Raw genomic sequence first — 22,350 nt, 5'->3', positions numbered from 1 at the left:
TGGGAAAGGCATTCGGCGGGCAACAGCCACCCTGCCCCTCGCCGAAATGACGAAGGCAGGGAAGGCTGCCGCTGGCGCCGGCAGCTAAGCGGGGACGCGGATCAGTGCTTCAGGGCGGCGGTGGCATCGCGGCCCGGTGCCGGCGCCGGCTGTGGCTGCATCGCCACCGCCTTGGCCTGCACCGGCATGCCCGGCATGAAGACCTTCTGCACGCCGTCGATGATCACCTTGTCGCCCGCAGCCAGGCCGTGTTCGACAATGCGCAGGCCATCAGCGGTGCGACCGAGCTGGATGTCGCGGCGCTGGGCCTTGCCATCCTTGTCGACCACGTAGACGTACTTGCGGTCCTGGTCGGTCAGCACGGCCTTGTCATCGATCAGCAGCGCCTGGAACTGGCCGCTGCCGAGCAGCTGCACGCGGGCGAACAGGCCCGGCGTGAACTGGCGGTCGGCGTTGTCCAGCAGTGCGCGGACGCGGATGGTGCCGGTGCTGCGGGCGACCTGGTTGTCGAGGAAGTCGACCTTGCCTGAGTGCGGGTAGCCCTCTTCGCCGGACAGGCCAACCTTCACCGGCAGTTCGCTGTCACGCTCGCTCGGGCGCTCGCCCTTGCGTGCCATCTGGGCGTAGCGCAGGAAGGTGCTTTCGTCGGCATCGAAGTAGACAAAGACGGTATCCAGCGAGACCAGCGTGGTCAGCACGCTGGCACTGTCGCCGGCGGTGACCAGGTTGCCGGCGGTGACCATCGCGCGGCCGGCACGGCCGTCGATCGGTGCACGCACCTTGGTGAACTCCAGGTTGAGCCGGGCCGCGTCCAGCGCAGCCTGCGCGGCCTGCACGGCGGCACCGGACTGGTCGGCGGCCGCGCGACGCTGTTCGGCGGTCTCGGTGGAGATCGCCTGCTGCTCGGACAGTCGCTTGGCGCGCTCGGACTCGCTGCGGGCCAGCGTGGCCTGGGTGCGGGCGCGGGCCAGCTCGGCAGCCGCTCGATCGTACTCGGCCTGGTAGCTGCGCGCGTCGATGGTGAAGAGCACTTCGCCCTTCTTCACTTCCTGGCCTTCGACGTAGTTGACCTTGTCGATGTAGCCGGACACGCGCGGGCGCAGTTCAACGCTCTGCACCGCTTCGACGCGGCCGCTGAACTCGTCCCACTGGCTGACCTGCTTGACCAGTACCGGCGCGGCGCTGACCTGCGGCGGCGGCGGTGCACCGGCTTCTTCGGCGTGGCCGCCGCTGCAGGCCGCAAGCACGGCTGCGGCGAGGATCGACACGCCGACCATCGCAATGCGATGGCCGAAACGATGTGGGGTGGTATTGGGGGAAGTCATGGCATGCATCCGTACGGAGGGGTGGTACAGCTATATGAGAACGTGTTGCAAAAACCGGCGGCGTATCCTGCGACCTCAACCATGGTCGAGGTCAAGCAACGCCTGCGGTATCGCGCCACAAAGGGGGAACTTCCAGGTGCAGCAGGCCGCGCGGCAGTTCGGCATCGCTGCTGTCACAGCGGACGATGGCACGGTTGTCGCGGCAACCATCCAGCAGCGACACAACGCGACGACCCACCAGCAGCGAGCTGGGCCACTCGATGCAGGCATTGGCCGCATTGGCCGGGGTGCACACCGGGCTGCAGACTTCCAGCATCTGCGCGCGCACGCCCAGCGCCTGCGCTTCCTGGTGCACGACCTGCGCGTACATGCGCAGCGCGGCGGTGGTGATCGAGGTCTCGCCGTAGCCCGCCCATGGCTTGGCGTTGGCCGGGCTGCCGATCATCACGTAGCGGCGCGCATGCACGTTGTCCTGCAGCAGCGGCAGCAGGTGACGCACCGCGTGCACGTGCGGCATCAGATCGGCCTGCATCGCGCCCATCAGTTCGTCACCGTTGCGGTCGACCACGCGACCGCGGCGGTACGGTCCACCCATTGCGGCGATCACCGCCGCCAACGGGCGCGGGCGCTGCGCGATGCGTTCGGCCAGCGCGCGCGCCGATCCGTCGTCGCTGAGCGACCCCAGCAGCGTCTCCAGGCCCGGCTCGTCAGCGAACTGCTCGTGCAGCGCCGCCAGCCGGCCCGGATCGCGGCCGACAACCAGTACCGGGCTGCCGGCCTCCAGCAGCGCGCCAACCACACCCTGGCCGACGGCACCGGTGCCGCCCAGGACCAGGACTTCAGGCGTCAGCATCCCATTCACGGGACATTTCCTCCCAAATCCGGGATAGTCCCGATTCGGCGCAGGCGGTCACCCTTGTGAGGGGCCAGGCGGATGGCACCGCCACGCTGCTGACGCATGGGCGCGGTAAACTCACGAAAGTCCTTGTGTACCAAGGAACTCGGACGGGCTTCGACGGTCATCGCCAGGTCCAGGGTGTTCTGGCCGGCGTTCCGGAGTCGGGCAAGAATGTTGCGCAGGCTCATGGCGGACGGGCTCCAATTAACGAATGGCGCCACGATAGACCTCAAACCTTTACTTGATTAGTCCTGATTAAGGGGAATAATCATCCCGCTCCCGGTCCAATCGTTCTGTCACGATTGTCCCATCCCCGACGTCCAGGATCCCCGACCATGTCCCACGATCTCAACGAGACGCTGATCTTCGTCAAAGTGGTCGAGCAAGGCAGCTTCATTGCCGCTGCCAAATCGCTCGGCCTGCCCAAGACCACGGTCAGCCGCAAAGTGCAGGAGCTGGAAACGCGCCTGGGCGCGCGCCTGCTGCACCGGACCACGCGCCGCCTCGGCCTGACCGAAGCCGGTTCGATCTACCACGAACATTGCCAGCGCATCGCGCGCGAACTGGAAGAGGCCGAGAGCGCGGTGAGCCAGCTGCAGTCCGGCCCGCGCGGCTGGCTGCGCTTCACCGTGCCCTATTCGATCGGCATCACCTGGATCGCCCCGCTGCTGGGCCAGTTCCATGCGCAGTATCCGGAGATCCGCCTGGACATGCACATGGGCAACGAGAAGCTGGACCTGATTGCAGGTGAAGCGGACCTTGCGCTGCGCGTGGGGGCCCTGCCCGATTCCAATCTGGTCGCACGCAAGCTCGGCAGCCTGCGCACGCAGGTGTTCGCCAGCCCGGCCTACATCGAGCGCTATGGCGAGCCGCTGCATCCGGAGGAGCTGCAGTTCCATCGCATCCTGGCGATGCGCAAGCCGTACCACACCGGCAATTCGCCGCGCTTCACCTGGCAGCTGGGCGAGAACGGCGGCGAGCTGCGTGACTTCCCGGTCACCCCGCTGATGACCGCCAACGACATGTCTGCGTTGAATGGTGCATTGGTCTGTGGCGAAGGCCTGCTGCTGACCGGCGACGTGATGGCCAAGCCGTTCGTTGAATCGGGCATGGTGCGCCGCGTGCTGGCCGGCTGGACCGGCCCGGAAGTGGACTTCAACGCCGTGTTCGCCGGCGGCCGCCTGGTCTCGCCAAAGGTGCGTGCGTTCGTCGACTTCCTGGTCGAAAAGCTCAACTTCGACGCCAATTACATGCTGGCGCAGTGCCCGGGTGCGAAGCTGGCGCAGCAGCAGAAGGAAAAGGAAGACGCCGCACTGGAAAGCAGCGGCAAGCGGATCCTGGAGAAGGTGGCCGCTTCGGCGGCGTAGCCTGCAACAAGAGCGCCTACCCATCTCCTGGTAGTTGCCGACCTTGGTCGGCATGGCTTACAGAGGGATGCGCTATCGGCGTGCCGAGCAACGCTCGGCACCCACAAAAATGCCGCCTGCAAGGGCGGCATTTTCGTTCCGGCCGATGGCCGGACCGGCTCAAGCAGTAACGCTACGCGTTATTGCTTGAGCGGAATCACCCGGATCTCGACGCGGCGGTTCTTGGCGCGGCCGGCGTCGGTGCTGTTGTCGGCAATCGGGTACGACTTGCCGGCGCCCAGCGTTTCGATGCGCACGCTCTGCACGCCCTGGCCGATCAGGTACTGCGCGACCGAGTCGGCACGTTCCTTCGACAGGCGGTTGTTGACCGCATCGCTGCCGATGCTGTCGGTGTGGCCGACCACTTCGATCATGGTCTGGTTGTAGTCACGCAGGGTGCCTGCCACGCCATTGAGCGCGCCGTAGAACTGCGGCTTCAGGGTCGACTTGCCGAAGTCGAAAGTGATGCCGTCCGGCAGGTTCAGCATGATGTTGTCGCCCTGGCGCTGCACATCGATGCCGGTGTTGGCAGTGCGCTCGCGCAGTGCGCGTTCCTGGCGATCCTGGTACTGGCCGACGGCGGCGCCGCTGAGCGCACCGATACCGGCGCCGATCAGGGCATGCTGGCGGCGCTCGGTGGCGCTGTCGCCGGTCAGCAGGCCGGCTGCCACGCCGATGGCGGTACCGATCAGGGCGTTACGGCCAGTACGGTTCTGCTGCTCGGTGGGGTTGCCGTACTGGTCACTCTGTACGTAGGAGCCGCCGGTGGCGCAGGCCGACAGGACGGCCGCGCTCATCAGGGCCAGTGCGACGTTGCGGATGGTGTTGCGGATCATGAGGTTCTCCTTGGTTTCCGGTCGGCCGGCGGCCTGCGGGCGCAAAGAGAATAAACAGCCCGATGCGATGCCGGAATGATGATCGGGCACACCGACAGGGCCGCGTTCAGCTAACTGACCAGATCGCCCAGGTCGCCCTGTACCCCGCCCCCCGACTGGCGGTACGCCGCCAATGCGGCGTCGCGGCCCGCAGCCAGGTCCACCAGCGGCGTAGGCGGATAGCCCGGGGCATGTGCCGCCAGCAGCAGCGGATGCTGCCAGGGCGCAAACCGGGCCTTCACCGGCAGCGCGGCCAGTTCGGGCACCCAGCGGCTGATGTACCGTGCCTGCGGATCGAACTTCTCGGCCTGGGTCACGGGGTTGAACACACGGAAGTACGGTGCCGCGTCGGCACCGGTCCCGGCCACCCACTGCCAGCCCATGGTGTTGTTGGCCAGGTCGGCATCGACCAGGGTGTCCCAGAACCAGCGTGCGCCATGCAGCCAGTGCGCGCGCAGGTGCTTGCACAGGTAACTGGCCACGATCATCCGCACCCGGTTGTGCATGTAGCCGGTGTGCCACAGCTCGCGAAGGCCGGCATCGACGATCGGCACGCCGGTGTTGCCGCGCTGCCAGTCGTGCAGCTGCGCGTCACTGGGCGTTGCCCATGGGAAGCGATCGAAACGCGGGTTGAGGTTGTCGGTGGGCGTCTTCGGGAAGTGATGCAGCAGGTGGTAGGCGAAGTCACGCCAGCCCAGCTGGCGCAGGTAGCCGTCGATGTCGGCGTCGGTGCCAGCACTACGCAGCCCTTCCAGCGCATGGGCAATCCGCCAGGGTGCGATTTCGCCGAAATGCAGGTGCGGCGACAGCCGCGAGGTCCCGACACGGTCCGGCAGGTCACGCTGCTCGCGATACCCGCGCAGGGCACCGTCTTCAAAGACGGACAGTGCTTCCAGCGCACCGGCTTCACCCGGCTGCCAGTGCTCCCAGAAGCCGGTATCCCAGTCCAGCGTCGGCGCCAGCTGGAGATCATCCAATGCCAGGCTGTCGGCCGCGTGCGGCGCCAGTGCTTCCGGTGCGGCCTGCAGTGCCGGCAGGCGCCAATGACTGAGTACATTGCGCCAGTACGGGGTGAATACCTTGTACGGCTGGCCCTGCTGGGTGGCGATGTCCCAAGGCTCGAACAACAGGCTGCCATTGCAGCTCTGCGCATCGATGCCCTGCTCGCGCAGCATGCGCTTGATGGTGGCGTCGCGTGGCTGGGTGGCCGGTTCGTACTTGCGGTTCCAGTACACCGCCTCGGCGCCGGTCTGCGCGATCAGCAACTGCAGGGCCGGCAGGCTGTCACCACTGCGCAGCACCAGCGAGGAACCGCGCGTGCGCAGGTCCGCATCCAGCGCGGCCAGTGAACGGTGGCGCCACGCATCGGAGGCGGCACCCGGCGCCCACTCACCTTCTTCGTGCGGCGCATGGATGTAGACCGGCACCACGTCGTGACCGGCATCCAGCGCGGCCTGCAGGGCCGGATTGTCCTGCAGCCGCAGATCACGGCGGAACCATACCAACGCTACCGACACAGGTACCGCCTTCGTTGTGGAAGGCGCACATGATAGCCAGCGGTGGTGAAGGGGATGCGCGCAGACGCCGTCTGCTAGGCTGCACGGCCGCTACCCGTTGGACTCTGACATGGATGATCTGCACGCCTCATTCGCCCGCTTCGGGCTGCTGCATGCGCAGCACGAGCGTGACTGGCAGGGCCCGTTCCCGCTGCCCCCGGTGCTGGCGCGCTTCTACGCGCAGATCGGGCCGCTGGGCGAAGAGATCAATGCCAGGGTTGGCCGCGCCGGCATCACCGTTCCCGGCCTTGATGTCTGGATACCGTCACTGCAGCGCCTGTGGAGCCAGCAGGCCGGCTATCGATGGCATGGCGTCAGCGGCGAACGGATCAACGACTGGCCATCGAACTGGCTGGTGATTGCCGATCGCGGCGCTGATCCGTTCATCCTCGACCTGGACGACGGCCGTGTGCTGTTCAGCCACCACGGCGCCGGCCTGCTGGATGCCGGCGAGATCACTGCCGATGTGCCGACCTTGATGGCGGCTCTGGCTGCTGCAGGCACGGTGTACCTCGATGCCGGCGATGACCTCTACAACGACGATGACGATGGCGGCATCCGTCCTGAACACCAGGAGGCAGCCGTACAGGCGGTGGCCCGGGTACTGGGCGACCGCCTGCAGGCCGAGTCGTTCATCGAGACGTTGCTGGACTGAATCCAGCCATGGCGTGGATCTATTTTTCGAAGCGCTTCATCGCTTCGCTGATCAGCGTCCGCGCCTCGGCAGCGTTGCCCCAACCGTTGAGCTGCACCGGGTTGCGCCCGGCCGGCAGGTCCTTGTAGACCCGGAAGAACGCTTCGATGCGCTGTCGTTCGATCTCCGGCAGATCGGCCAGGTCGCGGATGTTGGCGTAGGTCGGGTCAACCTTGTCGGTCGGCACGCCGATGATCTTCTCGTCGTGCTCGCCGCCGTCGACCATCTTCAAGTAGCCGATCGGCCGGAAGCGCACGATCACCCCCGGATGCAGGGGTTCACGGGTCAGCACCAGCGCGTCCAGCGGATCGTTGTCGCCAGCCAACGTGCGCGGCATCGAACCGTAGTTGGCCGGATAGGCGACCGGCATCGACTGGAAGCGATCCACATGCACCAGGCCGTCCTCCTTGATCTCGTACTTGGTGACGCTGCCGGCCGGAATCTCCACCGCCAGGTTCACTTCCTGCGGCGCCTGCTTCGGCTGCGCCACCAGGAACGGGTGCAGCACGCCATCGGCGGCGGCCACCGCGGTCGCGAGCAGGAGCAGGGCCCCGCCGATGGCAGCCATGGGGACAAGACGGTGTACGGTTTTCATCTGGATCTCCTCCTCATTCCCAGCAGCGATCGGCGCGGCCCTTGGCAGTCTGCGCGCGCGGGCAGTCACGCGGCGTGATGCGGCCTTCGGTCAGCTCCGTGCGCTGCTTGCCGCCCTTGGTGTCGCGACGCAGCTCGAAGGCATCGTAGAGTCGCCCGGTCACCGTGCGGGCTTCATAGCGCAGGTGCTGCGGATCGATGTGCAACACCTGGAACAGCTGGGTGTCCTCGGCCACCGGATCCATCGTCCTACGTGCCTCGTCGGAGAGACGGTACTGCTTCGGCCCCGCCACGGTCACCACATACTGCGGCGTCGCAGCCTGTCCTTCACCACGGCGGCCATAGGTGTGATCGTGGCCCTGCAGCACCAGATCGACGTTGTGGCGACGAACCACCGGCAGCAGCACGTCACGCAATGCGGCGTTCTCGCGCCCTTCGCGCGGCGAATAGAACGGCTGGTGCAGCAGCACGAGTGTCCACGGCTGCGGATTGCCGGTCAGTACCTTGTCCAGCCACTGCGCCTGCTCCTTGGCCGTGCCAAGGTCGAGTGCCGACGTGCCATCGACCACGGCGACGCGCACGCCCTGCGCATCGAACCAGTAGCTGGTCTGCTGTGCGGCGGATGCCCCATTGCCCGGCAGCGCGAACGTCACCGGCCAGTGCCTGCCCAGCACGCGGCGTTCCTGCGGAGTGCCCTCGAACTCCTCGACATACTCGTGGTTGCCGATCGCCGGCGCGACCAGGGTTTCCTGCGCCAGCCAACCGGCGGCGGCAAACCATTCGTCCCACTCGCTGTCATCGGCACCATCGCCCCCACTGACCAGATCGCCAGCGAACAGGCTCAGGCGCGCCTCGGGTGCGGCCTTCTGCGCGGCGCGCACCACGCGGCTGACATGGCTCACGTTCTTGTTCTGGGTATCTCCAAAGTACAGCAGGGTCAGCGGCTGGTCGGGCGCAGCCAGCGTGCGCAGCTGGTTCCAGGCGCTCCAGCTGCCGTTGCCCTGCACGCGGTAGACGTACAGGGTATCGGGCCGCAGGCCGCTGACATCAGCGCGGTGGTGGTGCGACAGCCCGTTCTCGGTCTGCAGCGCGCGGGTCGTGGCGCGCACCTGGCGGATGCCCTCGATGGCCGGTGAATCACCGGCAAGGGCAATCTCCAGCAGCGGCGCCTGCACGCTGCCGTCGGTGCGCCAGGCCACGGCGAACCCATGGCCGGGATCGACTGCCGGCGAAGCGACAATGCGGTCCGGCACCGTCGTCGCTGCGTAGTGGCGGCTGCCTGCCGGCACCTGGATGTTCGCTTCAGCCGCCGCGAAGCACAACGACGGCACCGCCAGCAGCAGGCCCAGCGCCAACGTATGCATCAGGCAACGACCGCTCACGAACCACACTCCAGCGGCAATGCCAACTGCTTGGCGATGCTCTCCCAGTCGAACGCCACCACGCCCTGGTCGTCATGCACCGCATACAACGCGCCGTGCGGGAAGCGCGCGCTGGGCTGCTGCATCATCCAGATGCCATCGGTGTTGGCCACGGTATTGCCCTGGAACGCGCCGACCGGCCTCAGGGTGTGGCGGTCGAACAGGTGGAACACGCTGCGCTGCTTGCCCTGTTCGGTGGTGATCCACCAACCATCCTTGCCGCAGGTGCGCAGGGTTACGCCTTCGGCCTGCGCCTTGAACACGTCGCGGCCGAAGGTGGTGCCGGTGAAACGCCCGGCCAGCGTGTAGACCTTGAACTCGCTGGCGTAGCCCTCGTCCTCTTCGGCGATCAGCAGGCGATCGTTCTCGGGGTCGCCCCAGATCGACTCGACCACGCGCAGGGCACCCGCCTCAGTGGTATCACCGATGCTGGCCACAAGCTTCGCTTCGACCTTCGCGCCATCGCGGGTCACCTGGTACTGGCGCACGCGCTTGTCCAGCTCGGTCAGCGGCGGCAGGATGTCACGGCCCTGTGCATCCTCGCCGTTGTCCCAGGAGTCGGTCACGTAGACGCTGTAGCCATCGGCACGGCGGTCGACCCACAGCCCGTACGGCTTGCGCAGATCGTCCGCAGCGAAGGTCGCCAGTGGAGTGAAGTCCGGCAGGCTCAGCACCTGCACGCGGTGATTGTCGCGCTCCACGATCCACAGCAGATCGTCGGTCACCGCGATGCCGTTTGGGCGATCGAACTGCCCTGGCGCGGTGCCGCTGCTGCCTACGTCGCGCAGGTGCTGGCCGCTGCTGCCGTCGTAGACCACCAGCTTGTCGGTGGCCTTGGCAGTGGCGATCAGCCACAGCTTTCCGTCAGGTGCACGCCAGGCGGCAGGCGAATCGATGTTGTCAGCCGGCGTCATCGGTGAAAGGAATGCCTCGGCGATGGTGGTCACCGCACGCTCGTTCATGGCCTTCGCCCCGGGCTTGGCCACGGCCGGATCATTGCCGTTGGCCGGCGTGCAGCCTGCCACCAACGTCACGGCCAGCATGGTGGCCAGCAGGGTGATGCGAGGCCCGCTCACAGTGCCACCTTCAGGCCCAGTGCGTAGGTGCGGCCATATTCTTCCATCTGCAGGGTGCGCGAGCGCGTGCCCTGGTACAGCTCCAGCGGCTTGTCCAGCAGGTTCTGTGCCTCGAAATACATGCTCACGCGCGGAGTGAACCTGTAGTCAAGCGAGAAGTCGAGCTGGGTGTTCGGCGCTACGTAGATGTCGAAGGCACGGCCGGCACCAAGGGTATCCAGGTACTCGCTGCGGTGCACGGCTGCCACGCGGGTGCTCAGGCCGTACTTCTCGTAACCGATGTGCGCGCTGTACACGTTCTTCGAGGCGCGCGGCAGGGTGAAGTCCTCACCGGCGCGCTTGGCCAGGCCCGGGTCGAAATCAGTGTCCAGCCAGGTGCCGCTGGCACCCACCAGCAGGCCATCCCAGCCAGCCGGGAGGAACGACAGCTGCTGCTGCCAGTTGAATTCGGCGCCGCGCACCTTGGCCTTGTCGCCATTGATCGAGGTCACCACCGGCAGGCCGTCGTAGATGCCGTCGGCGCCGGCCTGGCGGACCTGCACGATGTAGCCGTCGATCGACTTGTGGAACACGCCCAGCGAGAGGATGCCGCTGTCGCCGATGTACTTCTCCACCGACAGGTCGATGTTGGTCGACTCGTACGGATCCAGCTCCGGGTTGCCCAGGCGCACTTCATTGTCGTTGCGGGCCAGGCCGATGCGCGGCGAGGCATCGCCGAAGCCCGGGCGCGCCACCGTCTTGTTGGCAGCGAAGCGGAACACCCAGTCGTCGCTGGCGTCGTAACGCAGGTGCAGGCCCGGCAGTACGTTGTTGTAGCTCTTGCTGGCGGTGACCCGGGTCGCGGTGTAGGAGCGCCCGTCCTTGGCCACGTCCACGCGATTGCCGGTGGCGCTGAAGCGGGTGTTCTCCACACGCACGCCGCCGATCACGCGCAGCGCACCGATGTCCCAGGTGCCCATCGCATAGCTGGCGAACACGTCTTCGCGCGCGGTGTAGTCGCCTTCCAGAGACGTCGCGGCGTTGCCACCGACGTCCTGCGGACGCGCGCTGTATTCGCCACCGTGCTGCGACCAGTAGCTGCGCATCGCCGACGAGTCCATGCCCTGCCCCATCGGGCCGTGGCGATGTTCCGGCGAGCCGGTGGTCCAGTCACTGAGCTTGATCGCCGGACCCACGCGCAGCGACGCTTCATCGACATTCACGTCACGGTCGCGCCAACGCCCGAGCAGGCCGAACTTGTAGCTGCTGTTGTCACCGTCGAAGCGGATGTTGACCTGCGCGCTGCGCTCCTCGTCGTCCACCTTCTTCGGCTTGGCCACCACACGGTCGAATTTGTAGTTGGCGTTGTCCAGCCACTGGTCGTTGTCGAAGGTGTAGGTGGGCAGGCGGCTGCGCTGGTCCAACGTGCCATTGAAGGCCTTGCCGTTGAGCTTGAAGCGCGACTCGATCTCGTCGTCCACGCGTTCTTCGGTGCGGGTATAGCCGATCTTGTAGTCCAGTACCGCGTCGGTCAGCTTGTTCTCGCCACCCAGGCTGGCGGCGAAGGTGTTCTCTTCCTTGGTCCGGTAGCGCATGCGCTTGTCGATCGAATCCTTCGGCATGCCGGCAAGTCGATACTGGTCGGTGCCGGTGGCGATCATGTCGGCGCTGTTGAAGTTGAAGATCACGCGCTGGCGGGTTTCGGCATCGTCGAACTGGCTGTACAGCGTGCGCAGGTAGTAACGGCTGTCCTCGTTCGGGCGCCAGTCGAAATTGAGGTTGGCGCCGATGCGCTTGCGCTCGATCTCGTACTTGCGGTTCTGCAGGTTCAGCGCGGTGATTTCGCCCGGGCGGGTGGTGGTCGGATCCTTGTTCCCGCTGACATCACCGTACTCCACTTCGCTGTTGTCCGATTCGAACGTCCGCTTCTGGTAGTTCACGCCGGCGGCGATGCCGAAGGTGTCGTTGAACACTTCGCTGTAGTTGAACGCGGCCTTCGGGCTGGTCTCGCCCGAAAGCTGCTGGTGGCTGCCTTCGATCTTGCCACGCAGGCTGCGGCCCTCGCGGTCGAACGCCGAGGCGGTCTCGACCAGGATCGCGCCGCCAATGGCGTCGCCCGGCATGTCCGGGGTCGGCGATTTGACCACGCGCAGGCGCTCGGTCGAATCGGACGGGATCACGTCCATCGGTGCGGCGCGGCTGGAGTTGTCCGGTGTGCCGATGGCGATGCCGTCGACGCTGACGCTGTTGAGGTTGGCATCCAGTCCGCGCACGACCACGTAGCGGCCCTCGCCCTGGTCGCGCGTCACGCTGATGCCCGGCAGGCGTTGCAGCGACTCGGCCACGTTCTTGTCCGGGTACTGGCCCAGCGCGTCGGACGACACCGCATCCTCGATGGCGTTGCTGCTGCGCTTGAGGTCCACCGCGCGGATCTGCGATTCAAGCTGGGCGCGCACTTCAATGCGGTCCAGGTCGACCGCATCGGCGGCCACTGCGCCGGTGGCGGCGACCGCCTGCTGCCCGGCGGCCTGCAGTGGTGCAGCAGCCCCCATCGCCAGGGTCAGGGTGATGGCAACGGCCAACGGAGTCTTGATATGCACTGGGAATCCCCATTCCTGTTAAGAATGGGTCTGCACGGTATGTCCGCAAGGTTGCATGGCAATGACATGCATCTGCACATTTCATGCAGGCCGTCTCCGGCCCCGGTTTGGGGTTGGGCGCCCAATCCGGCAAAATGGCGTCCTCTCTCCTTATCCCCCTTCCCGACCATGAAGATCGTCGAAGTGCGCCACCCGCTGGTGCAGCACAAGATCGGCCTGATGCGCAACGCTGCGCTCAGCACCAAGGATTTCCGCGAACTGGCCAACGAGCTCGGCACGCTGCTGGCCTACGAGGCCACCGCCGACCTGGACACCGAGCCGCACACCCTGCCCGGCTGGGCCGGCCCGGTCACCGTGCAGCGCATCGCCGGTGCCAAGATCACCGTGGTGCCGATCCTGCGCGCCGGCCTTGGCATGCTCAGCGGCGTGCTGTCGCTGATCCCGGCGGCACGCGTCAGCGTGGTCGGCCTGCAGCGCGATGAGGAAACCCTGCAGCCGGTGCCCTACTTCGAGCGCCTGACCGGCCGCCTGGAAGAACGCGACGCGCTGATCCTGGACCCGATGCTGGCCACCGGCGGCACCCTGATCGCCACCATCGACATGCTCAAGCGTGCCGGCGCCCGCCGCATCAAGGGCATCTTCCTGGTGGCCGCGCCGGAAGGCATCGAAGCAGTCAAGGCCGTGCATCCGGACGTGGAAATCTACACCGCGGCCATCGATGCCCAGCTCAACGACAAGGGCTACATCCTGCCCGGCCTGGGCGATGCCGGTGACCGCATCTTCGGTACCCGCGTCGGCTGATCCGGTGAACCGGGGTCGGATCCCTTTCGCAGAAAGGGCTCTGACCCCACCCCGGATGCCGGCCTACAGGCCGGCCGCGAACGCTTCCAGCTGGCCGATGACGGTGTTCCAGCCGTCGAAGAAGCCCATCTGCTCATGCTGGTCGCGCAGGGCCTTGTCCGGGTGCATCACCTGCGCGGTGTAACGACAGCCCTGGCCCTCATCCTCCATCGAGATGATGGCGGTGAAGCCCAGCCACGGTGACTGCGGCCGCCAACCCGGTCCCAGCATCGAGGTGAACACCAGACGCTGCTGCGGCACGATCTCCAGAAAGCTGCCCGGGTTGTCACTGCTGCCGCCGTCGGGGCCCTGCATGAAGGTGTGGAAGGCGCCGCCCGGGCGCAGGTCGAAGGCACGCACTTCGGTGGACCACGGCTTCGGGCACCACCACTGGCGCAGCAGCTCCGGGTCGGTCCACGCCCGCCACAGGGCGGCGCGCGGTGCGTTCAGTACGCGACTGATGACCAGATCGGTCTCGGGGTTGTTACCTGCGTCTACGGCCATGGGCCTGCTCCTGTCGGTGAAGGGTTTCGACAAACTCGACCATGCGGTCGGCGCGCGCTGCCCACACGACGCGCTGCGCGGCCAGCCATTGCTCGGCCTGGCCCAACCGTTCCGGCACCAGTTCGCAGGTGCGTACACGCCCCTGCTTGCGACTGCGCACCACGCCACTGCGCTCCAGCACGGCCAGATGCTTCATCAGCGAGGGCAAGGCCATCTCAAAAGGCTCGGCCAAGGTCGACACCGTGCGCGGCCCCTGCCCCAGCGCCGCCACGATCGCGCATCGGGTGGGGTCGGCCAGTGCCTGGAACACGTCTTGAATGGCGGGATCATACTTACCCATATGGCTAAGTAATACGCCGATCTGAATGCCCCTGCAAGCGGTCGCTGCCGAGGCACGATTCTTCACGTGGCCTTGCTGCCTGCAGGCCAATGCTCCGCGCACCCGCCACCGCTTGGAGTGCTCTCGATGAAAGCTTCTTTCCTGCTGGCCGCTGCCCTGCTGGTCGGCCTGCCCCTGGCTGCCAATGCCACCACGCCGCAGCAGCAGCGCATGGCCGACTGCTCGGCCAAGAACAAGGGCTTGAAGGGTGACGCCTACAAGACCGCGCAGAGTTCCTGCCTCAGTGGCCACGCTGCCGAAGCCAAGCCGGCCAACGCGCAACAGGAACGCATGCGCAAGTGCAACGCTGACGCGGGTGCCAAGAAGCTGGCCGGTGACGCGCGCAAGACCTTCATGAGCAGCTGCCTGAAGGCGTCGTAGCATCGCTCGTCCAGTTCAATCGAATGGGGGCAGAGCCCGTTGCACAGCAATGGCATTCGACCCCATTTGAATATCGATATCTGACAGATGTGCCGACCAACGGTCGGCACCCACCAATAGCCACCGGCCACCTGTCAGAGGTGGGGGCGGTGTGGGTGGGCAGGCGCCGTGGATGGCGCCATCGAGCCCCATGGATGGGTTTACGGCGTGTCCTGACCACCCACACCGCCCCGCCATCCCACGGAATGCCGTTCTTGATCTTGCTTCGGCTTCTGCAGGTGCAGGGAGCAGCCCTGCCGAACACCCGTCACCCCAGCGCGCGCGCCTTCAGTTCACCCTGCTCGTGCAGGGTCACGAAACGCCCCTTGTCATCGCGACCCAGCTGCGCCAGCGCCACCTGCGGGTCGTGGGTGAAAAACAGATGCACGTTGCGCGCCAGCTTGTCCTCAAGGAACTGCCGCTTCTCGTCGATCAGGAGCTCGGCATTGCGGTCGTAGCCCATGGTGATCGGCACGTGTACCCATGAGCGCCCCGGGATCAGGTCGGCACAGAACACCACCCCGCCGTGCGCATCTTCGCCGGCGTGCGCGTGGCCGACGATCTCGGCCAGCATCAACCCCGGCGTGTGGCCATCGCTGTAGCTGAAGCGAACGCTGCGACCCAGAACCTTCGAATACTCGCCGTCCACCACTTCCAGGCGACCGCTGGCCTGCAGCAGGCCAGGCAGCTCCGGAATGAAGCTGGCACGGTCGCGCGGATGCGGCTGCATGGCGCGCTGCCAATGCTGCGCACCGACCACATAGGTCGCATTGGGGAACAGCAGTTCCGGCTCACGCCCTTCGCTCCATGCCGCCAGCAGGCCACCGGCATGATCGAAATGCAGGTGGCTGAGCACGACGACATCAATGTCCTCGTGCTCGAAACCTGCTTCGCGCAGCGAATCGATCAGTACGTGCTGGCTTTCCTGCACGCCATAGCGCTCACGCATGCGCGGATCGAAGAACGCCCCGATACCGGTTTCAAACAGCACGGTCTTGCCTTCCAGCGGGCTGGCAAGCAGCGCACGGCAGGCCAGCTCGATGCGATTGAGCTCGTCCGGTGCCGCCCATTTTTCCCACAACGCGCGCGGCGCGTTGCCGAACATCGCGCCGCCGTCGAGGCGCTGCGAGTTTCCACGAATAGACCAGAGTTTCATGTGTCGATTATCGGCGCCGGCTCGTTAAATAATCGCTAGAAAGGAAACAGAAAACCCCGCCGTCAAGGGCGGGGTTTCGGTAAACAGCCAGATTGGCGGCCAGCGGCCGGCCCGACCGGATCAGCGTGCCGGCACGACCAGGGCGCTGCCCACCGGGTTGCGCGGGTCGCTGCCGCCAAACAGCTTGTTGGCCTTCCGGTCCCATTCCACGGTCTGCAGGTTGCCCCACACGTGGCTGGACCCGCGGCCCCCGGCGGCCACATTGCCCGGCAGGTCGATCTTGTGACCCATCGCCTGCAGCTGCTTCACCGTGGCCGCGTCGAATGCATCGTCCTCGGCTTCGATCAGGTCCGGCAACCACTGGTGGTGGTAGCGCGGCAGCGCGGCAACCTGCTGCGCGTCCAGGCCGGCGTCGTAGCCGAGGATACCCAGCAGCACCATGGTGATGATGCGGCTGCCACCCGGGGTGCCCAGCACCACCACCTTGTCGGCGTTCTCCATGAAGGTCGGGGTCATCGAGCTGAGCATGCGCTTGCCCGCCTTCGGCGCATTGGCCTCGTAGCCCATCACGCCGAACGCGTTGGGCGTGCCCGGCTTCAGCGCGAAGTCGTCCATCTCGTTGTTCAGCAGCACGCCGGTGCCCTTCGGAATCAGCCCCGAGCCGTACAGCAGGTTGACGGTCTGGGTCGCGCCGACCCGGTTGCCGTCACGGTCGATGATCGAGAAGTGCGTGGTCTCGTCGTCTTCCAGCGGGGTCGGGTTGCCCGACAGCAGGTCGCTGGGCGTGGCCTTCTCCGGATGGATGGTCGCCCGCAGGCCCTGTGCGTAGTCCTTGCTGGTCAGCACCTTCTGCGGGATCTGCACGAAGTCCGGATCGCCGAGGAAGAAGGTGCGGTCGCGGTAGGCACGGCGCATCGACTCCACCACCAGGTGGGTGCGGTGCGCCGGGTCCATCTTGTTGATGTCCCAGCCTTCCAGGATCTGCAGCATGCTGGCCAGCGCGATGCCACCGGACGACGGCGGCGGCGCGGTGGTGATCTTCCAGCCGTTGTAGTTGAACACGATCGGTTCGCGCTGCTTCACGCGATAGCCGGCCAGCTCTTCAGCGGTCCACTTGCCGCCGGCCTGCTTCACGCCGGCCAGCAACAGCTTTCCGGTCTGGCCCTTGTAGAAGCCATCGAAGCCACCTGCGGCCAAGCGCTCCAGCGTCTGTGCCAGCTCCGGCTGCTTGAACAGGTCACCGCTGGCGATCGGCTTGCCGTTGCGCAGGTAGACCTCACGGGTGCCGGGATAGCGCTCCATCACCTCACGGCGAGAGGCATAGCCCTTGGCCATGCGGTCGTAGACCGGGAAGCCTTCGCGCGCGATGCGGATCGCCGGCTGCAGCGATGCAGACAGCGGCAGCTTGCCGTGCTTGGCCGACAGCTCGACCAGCGCCGCAGGCAGGCCCGGAATACCGGCCGACCACGCACCGTTGACCGAGCGGTCACGGTCGAGGTTGCCCTGCTTGTCGAGGAAGGCCTGCGGCGTTGCCGCGGCCGGCGCGGTCTCGCGCGCGTCCAGCATCACGTCCTTGCCGGTGGCCGCGTCGTGCAGCAGGAAGAAGCCACCACCGCCCAGCCCGGAACTGATCGGCTCGACCACCGCCAGCGTGGACGATACCGCCACCGCGGCGTCGAAGGCATTGCCACCCTGCGCCAGGATGTCGATGCCGGCCTGGGTCGCCAGCGCATGGCCACTGGCAATGGCCGCGCCATCGGGGCGTTCGGCACGGGCCGGGCTGTCAGCCCAGGCGATCGGGCTCAGCAGCAGGCCGAGCAGCAGCAGGGGTCGGACGATCAGCGTCTTCATTCGGATGGGGGCTCCGCATAGAGTTCGGGGTGATCGTGCTGCAGCTGGCGCAGCTTGGCCAGCAGCTGGTCTTCCGTTTCCACGATCTCCGGGTCCGGGTCGATGCACTCGACCGGGCAGACGACCACGCACTGTGGCTCGTCGAAATGGCCCACGCATTCGGTGCAGCGCGCAGGGTCGATCACGTAGATGGTTTCACCCATCGCAATGGCCTGGTTCGGGCAGGCCGGCTCGCATACGTCGCAGTTGACGCAGAGCTCGTTGATTTTCAGCGACACGGCGATACTCCTCGCCCGCGCCCTGGGACAAAGGACCGGCCAGCGCGGGCGCGCGGGCCGGTCAGGTCATCAGCGGCGCCCTTGCAGGACGCCGCCCGGGCCATGCCGGAGCATGGCCGCCATGGCTCGGTCTTACTTGGCTTCGACGAAAATGTACTCGGCGCCGGTCGGCTGGATCGCAGCCTGCACACGGGCGTTGTCGGCCGACTGGCCGATGAAGACGACGCGCACGCCCTTCATCGAATCCGGCGACACGTCCTTGAACACGGCCTGGATCATGTCAGCCATCTTGCCCGAGGCCGACGAACCGAAGGCCAGCATGTTGCCCGGCTGCACGCCACGGGCCACGGCCTGGGTCGCGCTCTCGGTCTGGCGCTCGTACTTGGACTGGAAGTCCGGGTCCGATTCCGGGGAGAGGTAGTACAGGAACGGGCTGTTGTTGATGTTGCCCATGTTCTGGATCGCCACTTCCTGCAGGTACTTCTTCCAGCCTGCATCGTCGTCCTTGGCCGGGGCGACCAGGGCCTGCTTGGCCTCGTCGACCGGAGCGGCCTCTTCCTTCTTGCAAGCGGTGAAGGCCAGGGCCAACGAAGCGATCAGCATCGCGCGCATGGTGGTGTTCATGGGTTTCCTCCCGGAATGGTGCGTGGTGTTGTACGTAATGGGGTGCGGGTACAGCGGGGCTTACGACTGTGCCGCCTTCGCTTCGCGGACCTTGCGCAGGGCTTCGAGCACCGCGGCCGGCACGAAGCCGGACACGTCGCCGCCCAGGCGCGCGATCTCGCGGACCAGCGAGGACGAAATGAAGCTGTGCTGCTCGGCCGGGGTCAGGAACAGGGTCTCGACCTCGGGGATCAGGTGGCGGTTCATGCTGGCCATCTGGAACTCGTACTCGAAGTCGGACACCGCGCGCAGGCCGCGCAGCAGCACCCCACCCTGGACCGAACGGACGAAATGGGCCAGCAGGGTGTCGAAGCCGATGACCTCGACGTTGCCATGGTGGCCCAGTGCGCCACGCGCCAGCTGCACGCGCTGCTCCAGCGGTAGCGCCGGGCCCTTGGACGGGCTCTGCGCCACGCCCACCACGACCTTTTCAAACAGCGGCGCGGCCCGGCTGACCAGGTCGATATGACCGTTGGTGATCGGGTCGAACGTGCCGGGATAGACGGCAATGCGGCGGTTGGCCACGGTCATGGGCGGATGCAGATGTTCAGATGAGGTCAAAGTGTAGCAGTGGCGCGGCGGTACAGGGCAAAGCGCACCTCGCGGGTACCGCCCTCGCGGTGCAGCAGCCAGTCCGGCGGCAGCACCGGCACGTGGCCGGCCGGCGATTCCAGGTACAGCCAGGCATCGGCGGCCAGGTGCCGCGGCAGCTGCGCCAGCACGTCCTGCCACAGGCCATCGGCGAACGGCGGGTCGATGAAGACCAGATCGGCCTGCTGCGCGGGTGCGCCCTGCAGCCAGCGCAGGGCATCGGCCTGCACCACGGTGATCTGGTCGGCGGCCTGGAGCTTGGCCACGGCCGCGGTCAGGTTGCGTCCCAGCTGCGCGTCGCGCTCGACCAGGATGGCGTGGGCGGCACCGCGCGAGACCGCCTCCAGGCCCAGCGCGCCACTGCCGGCGAACAGGTCCAGCACCCGCGCGCCGCCCAGTCTGGGCATCAACCAGTTGAAAAGGGTCTCGCGCACGCGGTCACTGCTGGGCCGCAGCCCCGGCAGGGTCGGCACCGGCAGGCGGGTATTGCGCCAGCGACCGCCGATGATGCGGACCTGGCCGTCGTTGCTCCCACGGCCGCTCACAGGCGCCCCCGGCGGGGTTCATTCGAGAATTTCAGCATGAGCGGGATTGTAGTTCGGCCGGCCCGCGGCCGGCACCCGCAGAAGCCACAGCAACGGCCGAAGCAACTTCAAAAGCTGGTTTCCTGTGGATTGGCGGGGTGGGTCCGGTCGAGGGGGACGCTGCAAGTACGTCCATGTAAGCTCGGTCGCCGCATCCATGCGGCTCACGCCCCCTCAACCGGCCCCACCCCGCCTTCGACAGTTTCCTGCGATCTGCAGTAGATCCACGCCATGCGTGGATGAACATCTGTCAGATATCGAAGGAATTGATGAGATCAGAAGCCCAGCCGTTGCCACCGTCACCGGGAACCTGTCAGAGGCGGGGCGGTGTGGGTTGGCAGGACCGTTGGCGCCATGGATGGCGCCATCGAGCCCCCAGGGACGGGTTCACGGCGTGTCCTGCCCACCCACACCGCCCCGCCATCCCACGGATAGCCCGCTGTTGCTGTTGCTGTTGCTGCTGCTTCGGCCTCTGCAGGTGCAGGGCTGCAAGCCCTGCCGACCAACCCTTGATTTCGGGACAATCAGCCATACCCCTTGGCGAGGCCGCACGCGCTGGCGCGGCATTGCACATGGAGCCTTATCGATGACCGAGACCACCCAGACCGAAACCCTTGGCTTCCAGACCGAAGTCAAGCAGCTGCTGCAGCTGATGATCCACTCGCTGTACTCCAACAAGGAAATCTTCCTCCGCGAGCTGGTCTCCAATGCCGCCGACGCCGCCGACAAGCTGCGCTTCGAAGCCCTGACCCAGCCGGCCCTGCTGTTAGGCGACAGCGAGCTGCGCGTGCGCGTCAGCTTCGACCCCGCCGCCCACACCATCACCATCGAAGACAACGGCATCGGCATGAGCCGCGCCGAAGCCATCGCCCACCTCGGCACGATCGCCAAGTCCGGCACCGGCGATTTCCTCCGCCAGCTGTCCGGCGACCAGAAGAAGGATTCGCAGCTGATCGGCCAGTTCGGCGTCGGCTTCTACAGCGCCTTCATCGTCGCCGACGAAGTGGAAGTGACCTCGCGCCGCGCCGGCCTGGCCGCCGCCGAGGGCGTGCGCTGGACCTCGCGTGGCGAAGGCGATTTCGATGTCGCCACCATCGACAAGGCCGAACGCGGCACCCGCATCGTCCTGCACCTGAAGGACGGCGAGCACGACTTCGCCGATGGCTGGCGCCTGCGCAGCATTCTCAAGAAGTATTCGGACCACATCGGCCTGCCGATCCAGATGCCGAAGGTAGGCGAAGACGGCGCTGCCGGCGAGTGGGAGACCGTCAACCGCGCCAGCGCGCTGTGGACCCGCCCGCGCACCGAGATCAGCGACGCCGAGTACACCGAGTTCTACAAGCACGTGGCACACGACCACAGCGATCCGCTGGCGTGGAGCCACAACAAGGTCGAAGGCAAGCTGGAGTACACCTCGCTGCTGTATGTGCCCGGCCGCGCGCCGTTCGACCTGTATCACCGCGATGCGCCCAAGGGCCTGAAGCTGTACGTGCAGCGCGTGTTCGTGATGGACCAGGCCGAGCAGTTCCTGCCGCTGTACCTGCGCTTCATCAAGGGCGTGGTCGACTCCAACGACCTGTCGCTGAATGTCTCGCGCGAGATCCTGCAGTCCGGCCCGGTCATCGATTCGATGAAGGCGGCGCTGACCAAGCGCTCGCTGGACATGCTGGAGAAGCTGGCCGCCGACAAGCCCGAGCAGTACGCCACGTTCTGGAAGGAATTCGGCCAGGTGCTGAAGGAAGGCCCGGCCGAGGACTACAACAACCGCGAGAAGGTGGCCGGCCTGCTGCGCTTCGCCTCCACCCGTGGCGACGGCGATGCGCAGAGCGTGTCGCTGGCCGATTACCTCGGCCGCATGACCGAAGGCCAGAACAAGATCTATTACCTGACCGGCGAGAGCTACAGCCAGGTGCGCAACAGCCCGCACCTGGAAGTGTTCCGCAAGAAGGGCGTGGAAGTGCTGCTGCTGACCGACCGCATCGACGAGTGGCTGATGGGCTACCTGACCGATTTCGACGGCAAGGGCTTCGTCGACATCGCTCGTGGCGACCTGGACCTGGGCGCGCTGGAAACCGAAGCGGACAAGCAGGAGCAGGAAGCGGCAGCGAAGAACAAGCAGGGTCTGGTCGAGCGCCTGAAGGCGGTGCTGGGCGATGACGTGGCCGAAGTGCGCGTGTCGCACCGCCTGACCGATTCGCCGGCGGTGCTGGCCATCGGCGAACAGGACCTGGGCCTGCAGATGCGCCAGATCCTGGAAGCCAGCGGGCAGAAGGTGCCGGACAGCAAGCCGGTGCTGGAGATCAACCCGGGCCACCCGCTGATCGCCAAGCTCGATGCCGAAGCCGATGGCGCGCGCTTCGACGATCTGGGCCGGGTGCTGTTCGACCAGGCCGCGCTGGCCGCCGGCGACAGCCTGAAGGACCCGGGCGCCTATGTGGCGCGCCTGAACAAGCTGCTGCTTGAGCTGTCGGCCTGATCGACAGGGGGGGCGCCGGGCATGGCCCGGTCTACCCGGCGATGCTCTGGTAGAGGCCAACCTTGGTTGGCGCCCCAAAAGCGTGCCAACCAAGGTTGGCACCTACCAGGCGAGTCGAGCGTGCCAACCAAGGTTGGCACCCACCAGGCGGATCGAGCGTGCCAACCAAGGTTGGCACCCACCA

22 protein-coding genes are annotated in these 22,350 nt (G+C 66.5%); 5 read left to right on the top strand and 17 right to left on the bottom strand.

Features of this window, described 5'->3' with window-relative positions; genetic code table 11:
* Positions 1–101: 101 nt before the first annotated feature.
* The 3 genes from CKW06_RS09865 to CKW06_RS09855 form a co-directional block, all read right to left on the bottom strand.
* The gene (locus CKW06_RS09865) at positions 102–1,325 is read right to left on the bottom strand and encodes an efflux RND transporter periplasmic adaptor subunit (protein ID WP_005409110.1); all 1,224 of its coding nucleotides are present in this window, start codon (positions 1,323–1,325) and stop codon (positions 102–104) included.
* A gap of 91 nt (positions 1,326–1,416) precedes the next feature.
* Positions 1,417–2,187: an SDR family NAD(P)-dependent oxidoreductase gene (locus CKW06_RS09860; RefSeq protein WP_005409109.1), complete on the bottom strand. Its 771-nt coding sequence runs from the start codon at positions 2,185–2,187 to the stop codon at positions 1,417–1,419.
* The gene (locus tag CKW06_RS09855; protein WP_005409108.1) at positions 2,184–2,411 is read right to left on the bottom strand and encodes a hypothetical protein; all 228 of its coding nucleotides are present in this window, start codon (positions 2,409–2,411) and stop codon (positions 2,184–2,186) included. Before CKW06_RS09855 ends, CKW06_RS09860 begins: the two co-directional genes overlap by 4 nt.
* A gap of 147 nt (positions 2,412–2,558) precedes the next feature.
* Here CKW06_RS09855 and CKW06_RS09850 point away from each other — a divergent pair, with 147 nt between their 5' ends.
* Positions 2,559–3,590 (top strand): LysR family transcriptional regulator, encoded by a 1,032-nt coding sequence (locus CKW06_RS09850; protein WP_005409107.1) that lies wholly within the window; start codon positions 2,559–2,561, stop codon positions 3,588–3,590.
* Positions 3,591–3,769: 179 nt separating this feature from the next.
* Here the strand turns inward: CKW06_RS09850 and CKW06_RS09845 are convergent, their stop codons facing one another.
* Together CKW06_RS09845 and CKW06_RS09840 are read right to left on the bottom strand one after the other, a co-directional pair.
* The gene (locus tag CKW06_RS09845) at positions 3,770–4,465 is read right to left on the bottom strand and encodes a YiaD family glycine zipper/OmpA-like lipoprotein (protein ID WP_024956426.1); all 696 of its coding nucleotides are present in this window, start codon (positions 4,463–4,465) and stop codon (positions 3,770–3,772) included.
* Between the two features lie 110 nt (positions 4,466–4,575).
* Positions 4,576–6,021 carry a cryptochrome/photolyase family protein gene (locus tag CKW06_RS09840; protein WP_024956425.1) on the bottom strand — a complete coding sequence of 482 codons (1,446 nt, stop codon included), beginning with the start codon at positions 6,019–6,021 and terminating at the stop codon, positions 4,576–4,578.
* A gap of 109 nt (positions 6,022–6,130) precedes the next feature.
* Here CKW06_RS09840 and CKW06_RS09835 point away from each other — a divergent pair, with 109 nt between their 5' ends.
* Positions 6,131–6,715, top strand: coding sequence for a hypothetical protein (locus CKW06_RS09835; protein ID WP_032963227.1), 585 nt, complete (start codon positions 6,131–6,133; stop codon positions 6,713–6,715).
* 19 nt (positions 6,716–6,734) lie between these two features.
* On the opposite strand, the gene CKW06_RS09830 is transcribed toward CKW06_RS09835, so the two are convergent.
* From CKW06_RS09830 to CKW06_RS09815, 4 genes are read right to left on the bottom strand one after another with little or no spacing between them, the layout of a single operon-like run.
* Positions 6,735–7,349 (bottom strand): inorganic diphosphatase, encoded by a 615-nt coding sequence (locus CKW06_RS09830; RefSeq protein WP_024956423.1) that lies wholly within the window; start codon positions 7,347–7,349, stop codon positions 6,735–6,737.
* Positions 7,350–7,362: 13 nt separating this feature from the next.
* Positions 7,363–8,712, bottom strand: coding sequence for a purple acid phosphatase family protein (locus CKW06_RS09825; protein WP_231910952.1), 1,350 nt, complete (start codon positions 8,710–8,712; stop codon positions 7,363–7,365).
* Between the two features lie 14 nt (positions 8,713–8,726).
* On the bottom strand, positions 8,727–9,812 hold the full coding sequence (locus CKW06_RS09820) for a phytase (RefSeq protein WP_032963236.1): 1,086 nt from the start codon (positions 9,810–9,812) through the stop codon (positions 8,727–8,729).
* A gap of 29 nt (positions 9,813–9,841) precedes the next feature.
* Positions 9,842–12,376 carry a TonB-dependent receptor gene (locus CKW06_RS09815; RefSeq protein WP_264301586.1) on the bottom strand — a complete coding sequence of 845 codons (2,535 nt, stop codon included), beginning with the start codon at positions 12,374–12,376 and terminating at the stop codon, positions 9,842–9,844.
* Between the two features lie 216 nt (positions 12,377–12,592).
* On the opposite strand from CKW06_RS09815, the gene upp reads away from it, so the two are divergent.
* Positions 12,593–13,225, top strand: a complete 633-nt coding sequence (upp, locus tag CKW06_RS09810) for a uracil phosphoribosyltransferase (protein WP_005409099.1) — start codon at positions 12,593–12,595, stop codon at positions 13,223–13,225.
* Between the two features lie 63 nt (positions 13,226–13,288).
* On the opposite strand, the gene CKW06_RS09805 is transcribed toward upp, so the two are convergent.
* On the bottom strand, positions 13,289–13,768 hold the full coding sequence (locus tag CKW06_RS09805) for an SRPBCC family protein (protein WP_024956419.1): 480 nt from the start codon (positions 13,766–13,768) through the stop codon (positions 13,289–13,291).
* Entirely contained in the window at positions 13,749–14,174 is a 426-nt protein-coding gene (locus CKW06_RS09800; RefSeq protein WP_229295627.1) for an ArsR/SmtB family transcription factor, read from the bottom strand. Before CKW06_RS09800 ends, CKW06_RS09805 begins: the two co-directional genes overlap by 20 nt.
* Positions 14,175–14,234: 60 nt before the next feature.
* On the opposite strand from CKW06_RS09800, the gene CKW06_RS09795 reads away from it, so the two are divergent.
* Positions 14,235–14,528 carry a PsiF family protein gene (locus CKW06_RS09795; RefSeq protein WP_005409096.1) on the top strand — a complete coding sequence of 98 codons (294 nt, stop codon included), beginning with the start codon at positions 14,235–14,237 and terminating at the stop codon, positions 14,526–14,528.
* A 307-nt stretch (positions 14,529–14,835) separates the two neighbouring features.
* Here CKW06_RS09795 and CKW06_RS09790 read toward each other — a convergent pair whose 3' ends face one another.
* The 6 genes from CKW06_RS09790 to rsmD all read right to left on the bottom strand — a co-directional run bounded on the left by CKW06_RS09790 (position 14,836) and on the right by rsmD (position 19,651).
* Positions 14,836–15,723, bottom strand: a complete 888-nt coding sequence (locus CKW06_RS09790; RefSeq protein ID WP_005412984.1) for an MBL fold metallo-hydrolase — start codon at positions 15,721–15,723, stop codon at positions 14,836–14,838.
* Between the two features lie 120 nt (positions 15,724–15,843).
* Positions 15,844–17,574 carry a gamma-glutamyltransferase gene (ggt, locus tag CKW06_RS09785; RefSeq protein WP_024958359.1) on the bottom strand — a complete coding sequence of 577 codons (1,731 nt, stop codon included), beginning with the start codon at positions 17,572–17,574 and terminating at the stop codon, positions 15,844–15,846.
* Complete coding sequence (locus CKW06_RS09780; RefSeq protein WP_004153175.1) at positions 17,571–17,852, bottom strand: YfhL family 4Fe-4S dicluster ferredoxin; 282 nt, start codon at positions 17,850–17,852, stop codon at positions 17,571–17,573. Before CKW06_RS09780 ends, ggt begins: the two co-directional genes overlap by 4 nt.
* 132 nt (positions 17,853–17,984) lie before the next feature.
* Complete coding sequence (locus CKW06_RS09775; RefSeq protein ID WP_024958358.1) at positions 17,985–18,476, bottom strand: hypothetical protein; 492 nt, start codon at positions 18,474–18,476, stop codon at positions 17,985–17,987.
* A 60-nt stretch (positions 18,477–18,536) separates the two neighbouring features.
* Positions 18,537–19,046: a pantetheine-phosphate adenylyltransferase gene (gene coaD, locus CKW06_RS09770; protein WP_005409091.1), complete on the bottom strand. Its 510-nt coding sequence runs from the start codon at positions 19,044–19,046 to the stop codon at positions 18,537–18,539.
* A gap of 26 nt (positions 19,047–19,072) precedes the next feature.
* On the bottom strand, positions 19,073–19,651 hold the full coding sequence (rsmD, locus tag CKW06_RS09765; protein WP_024958357.1) for a 16S rRNA (guanine(966)-N(2))-methyltransferase RsmD: 579 nt from the start codon (positions 19,649–19,651) through the stop codon (positions 19,073–19,075).
* A gap of 625 nt (positions 19,652–20,276) precedes the next feature.
* Between rsmD and htpG the strand changes: the two genes are divergently transcribed.
* The gene (gene htpG, locus CKW06_RS09760) at positions 20,277–22,166 is read left to right on the top strand and encodes a molecular chaperone HtpG (protein ID WP_024958610.1); all 1,890 of its coding nucleotides are present in this window, start codon (positions 20,277–20,279) and stop codon (positions 22,164–22,166) included.
* The last annotated feature ends 184 nt before the right edge of the window (positions 22,167–22,350 follow it).

It is taken from the genome of Stenotrophomonas maltophilia, assembly GCF_900186865.1.
In the GTDB taxonomy this organism is placed as follows: Bacteria; Pseudomonadota; Gammaproteobacteria; order Xanthomonadales; family Xanthomonadaceae; genus Stenotrophomonas; species Stenotrophomonas maltophilia.
This window is presented reverse-complemented; position numbering and strand designations above follow the sequence as displayed.

What these genes read in the sequence shown, in the direction of transcription:
- CKW06_RS09830 (WP_024956423.1), bottom strand. Translation starts at nt 7,349, where the DNA reads ATGAAAACCGTACACCGTCTTGTCCCCATGGCTGCCATCGGCGGGGCC.
- CKW06_RS09835 (WP_032963227.1), top strand. Translation starts at nt 6,131, where the DNA reads ATGGATGATCTGCACGCCTCATTCGCCCGCTTCGGGCTGCTGCATGCG.
- CKW06_RS09855 (WP_005409108.1), bottom strand. Translation starts at nt 2,411, where the DNA reads ATGAGCCTGCGCAACATTCTTGCCCGACTCCGGAACGCCGGCCAGAAC.
- CKW06_RS09820 (WP_032963236.1), bottom strand. Translation starts at nt 9,812, where the DNA reads ATGCTGGCCGTGACGTTGGTGGCAGGCTGCACGCCGGCCAACGGCAAT.
- CKW06_RS09790 (WP_005412984.1), bottom strand. Translation starts at nt 15,723, where the DNA reads ATGAAACTCTGGTCTATTCGTGGAAACTCGCAGCGCCTCGACGGCGGC.
- CKW06_RS09850 (WP_005409107.1), top strand. Translation starts at nt 2,559, where the DNA reads ATGTCCCACGATCTCAACGAGACGCTGATCTTCGTCAAAGTGGTCGAG.
- htpG (WP_024958610.1), top strand. Translation starts at nt 20,277, where the DNA reads ATGACCGAGACCACCCAGACCGAAACCCTTGGCTTCCAGACCGAAGTC.
- ggt (WP_024958359.1), bottom strand. Translation starts at nt 17,574, where the DNA reads ATGAAGACGCTGATCGTCCGACCCCTGCTGCTGCTCGGCCTGCTGCTG.
- upp (WP_005409099.1), top strand. Translation starts at nt 12,593, where the DNA reads ATGAAGATCGTCGAAGTGCGCCACCCGCTGGTGCAGCACAAGATCGGC.
- CKW06_RS09795 (WP_005409096.1), top strand. Translation starts at nt 14,235, where the DNA reads ATGAAAGCTTCTTTCCTGCTGGCCGCTGCCCTGCTGGTCGGCCTGCCC.
- CKW06_RS09805 (WP_024956419.1), bottom strand. Translation starts at nt 13,768, where the DNA reads ATGGCCGTAGACGCAGGTAACAACCCCGAGACCGATCTGGTCATCAGT.
- CKW06_RS09775 (WP_024958358.1), bottom strand. Translation starts at nt 18,476, where the DNA reads ATGAACACCACCATGCGCGCGATGCTGATCGCTTCGTTGGCCCTGGCC.
- CKW06_RS09865 (WP_005409110.1), bottom strand. Translation starts at nt 1,325, where the DNA reads ATGACTTCCCCCAATACCACCCCACATCGTTTCGGCCATCGCATTGCG.
- coaD (WP_005409091.1), bottom strand. Translation starts at nt 19,046, where the DNA reads ATGACCGTGGCCAACCGCCGCATTGCCGTCTATCCCGGCACGTTCGAC.
- CKW06_RS09825 (WP_231910952.1), bottom strand. Translation starts at nt 8,712, where the DNA reads ATGCATACGTTGGCGCTGGGCCTGCTGCTGGCGGTGCCGTCGTTGTGC.
- CKW06_RS09815 (WP_264301586.1), bottom strand. Translation starts at nt 12,376, where the DNA reads ATGGGGGCTGCTGCACCACTGCAGGCCGCCGGGCAGCAGGCGGTCGCC.
- CKW06_RS09845 (WP_024956426.1), bottom strand. Translation starts at nt 4,465, where the DNA reads ATGATCCGCAACACCATCCGCAACGTCGCACTGGCCCTGATGAGCGCG.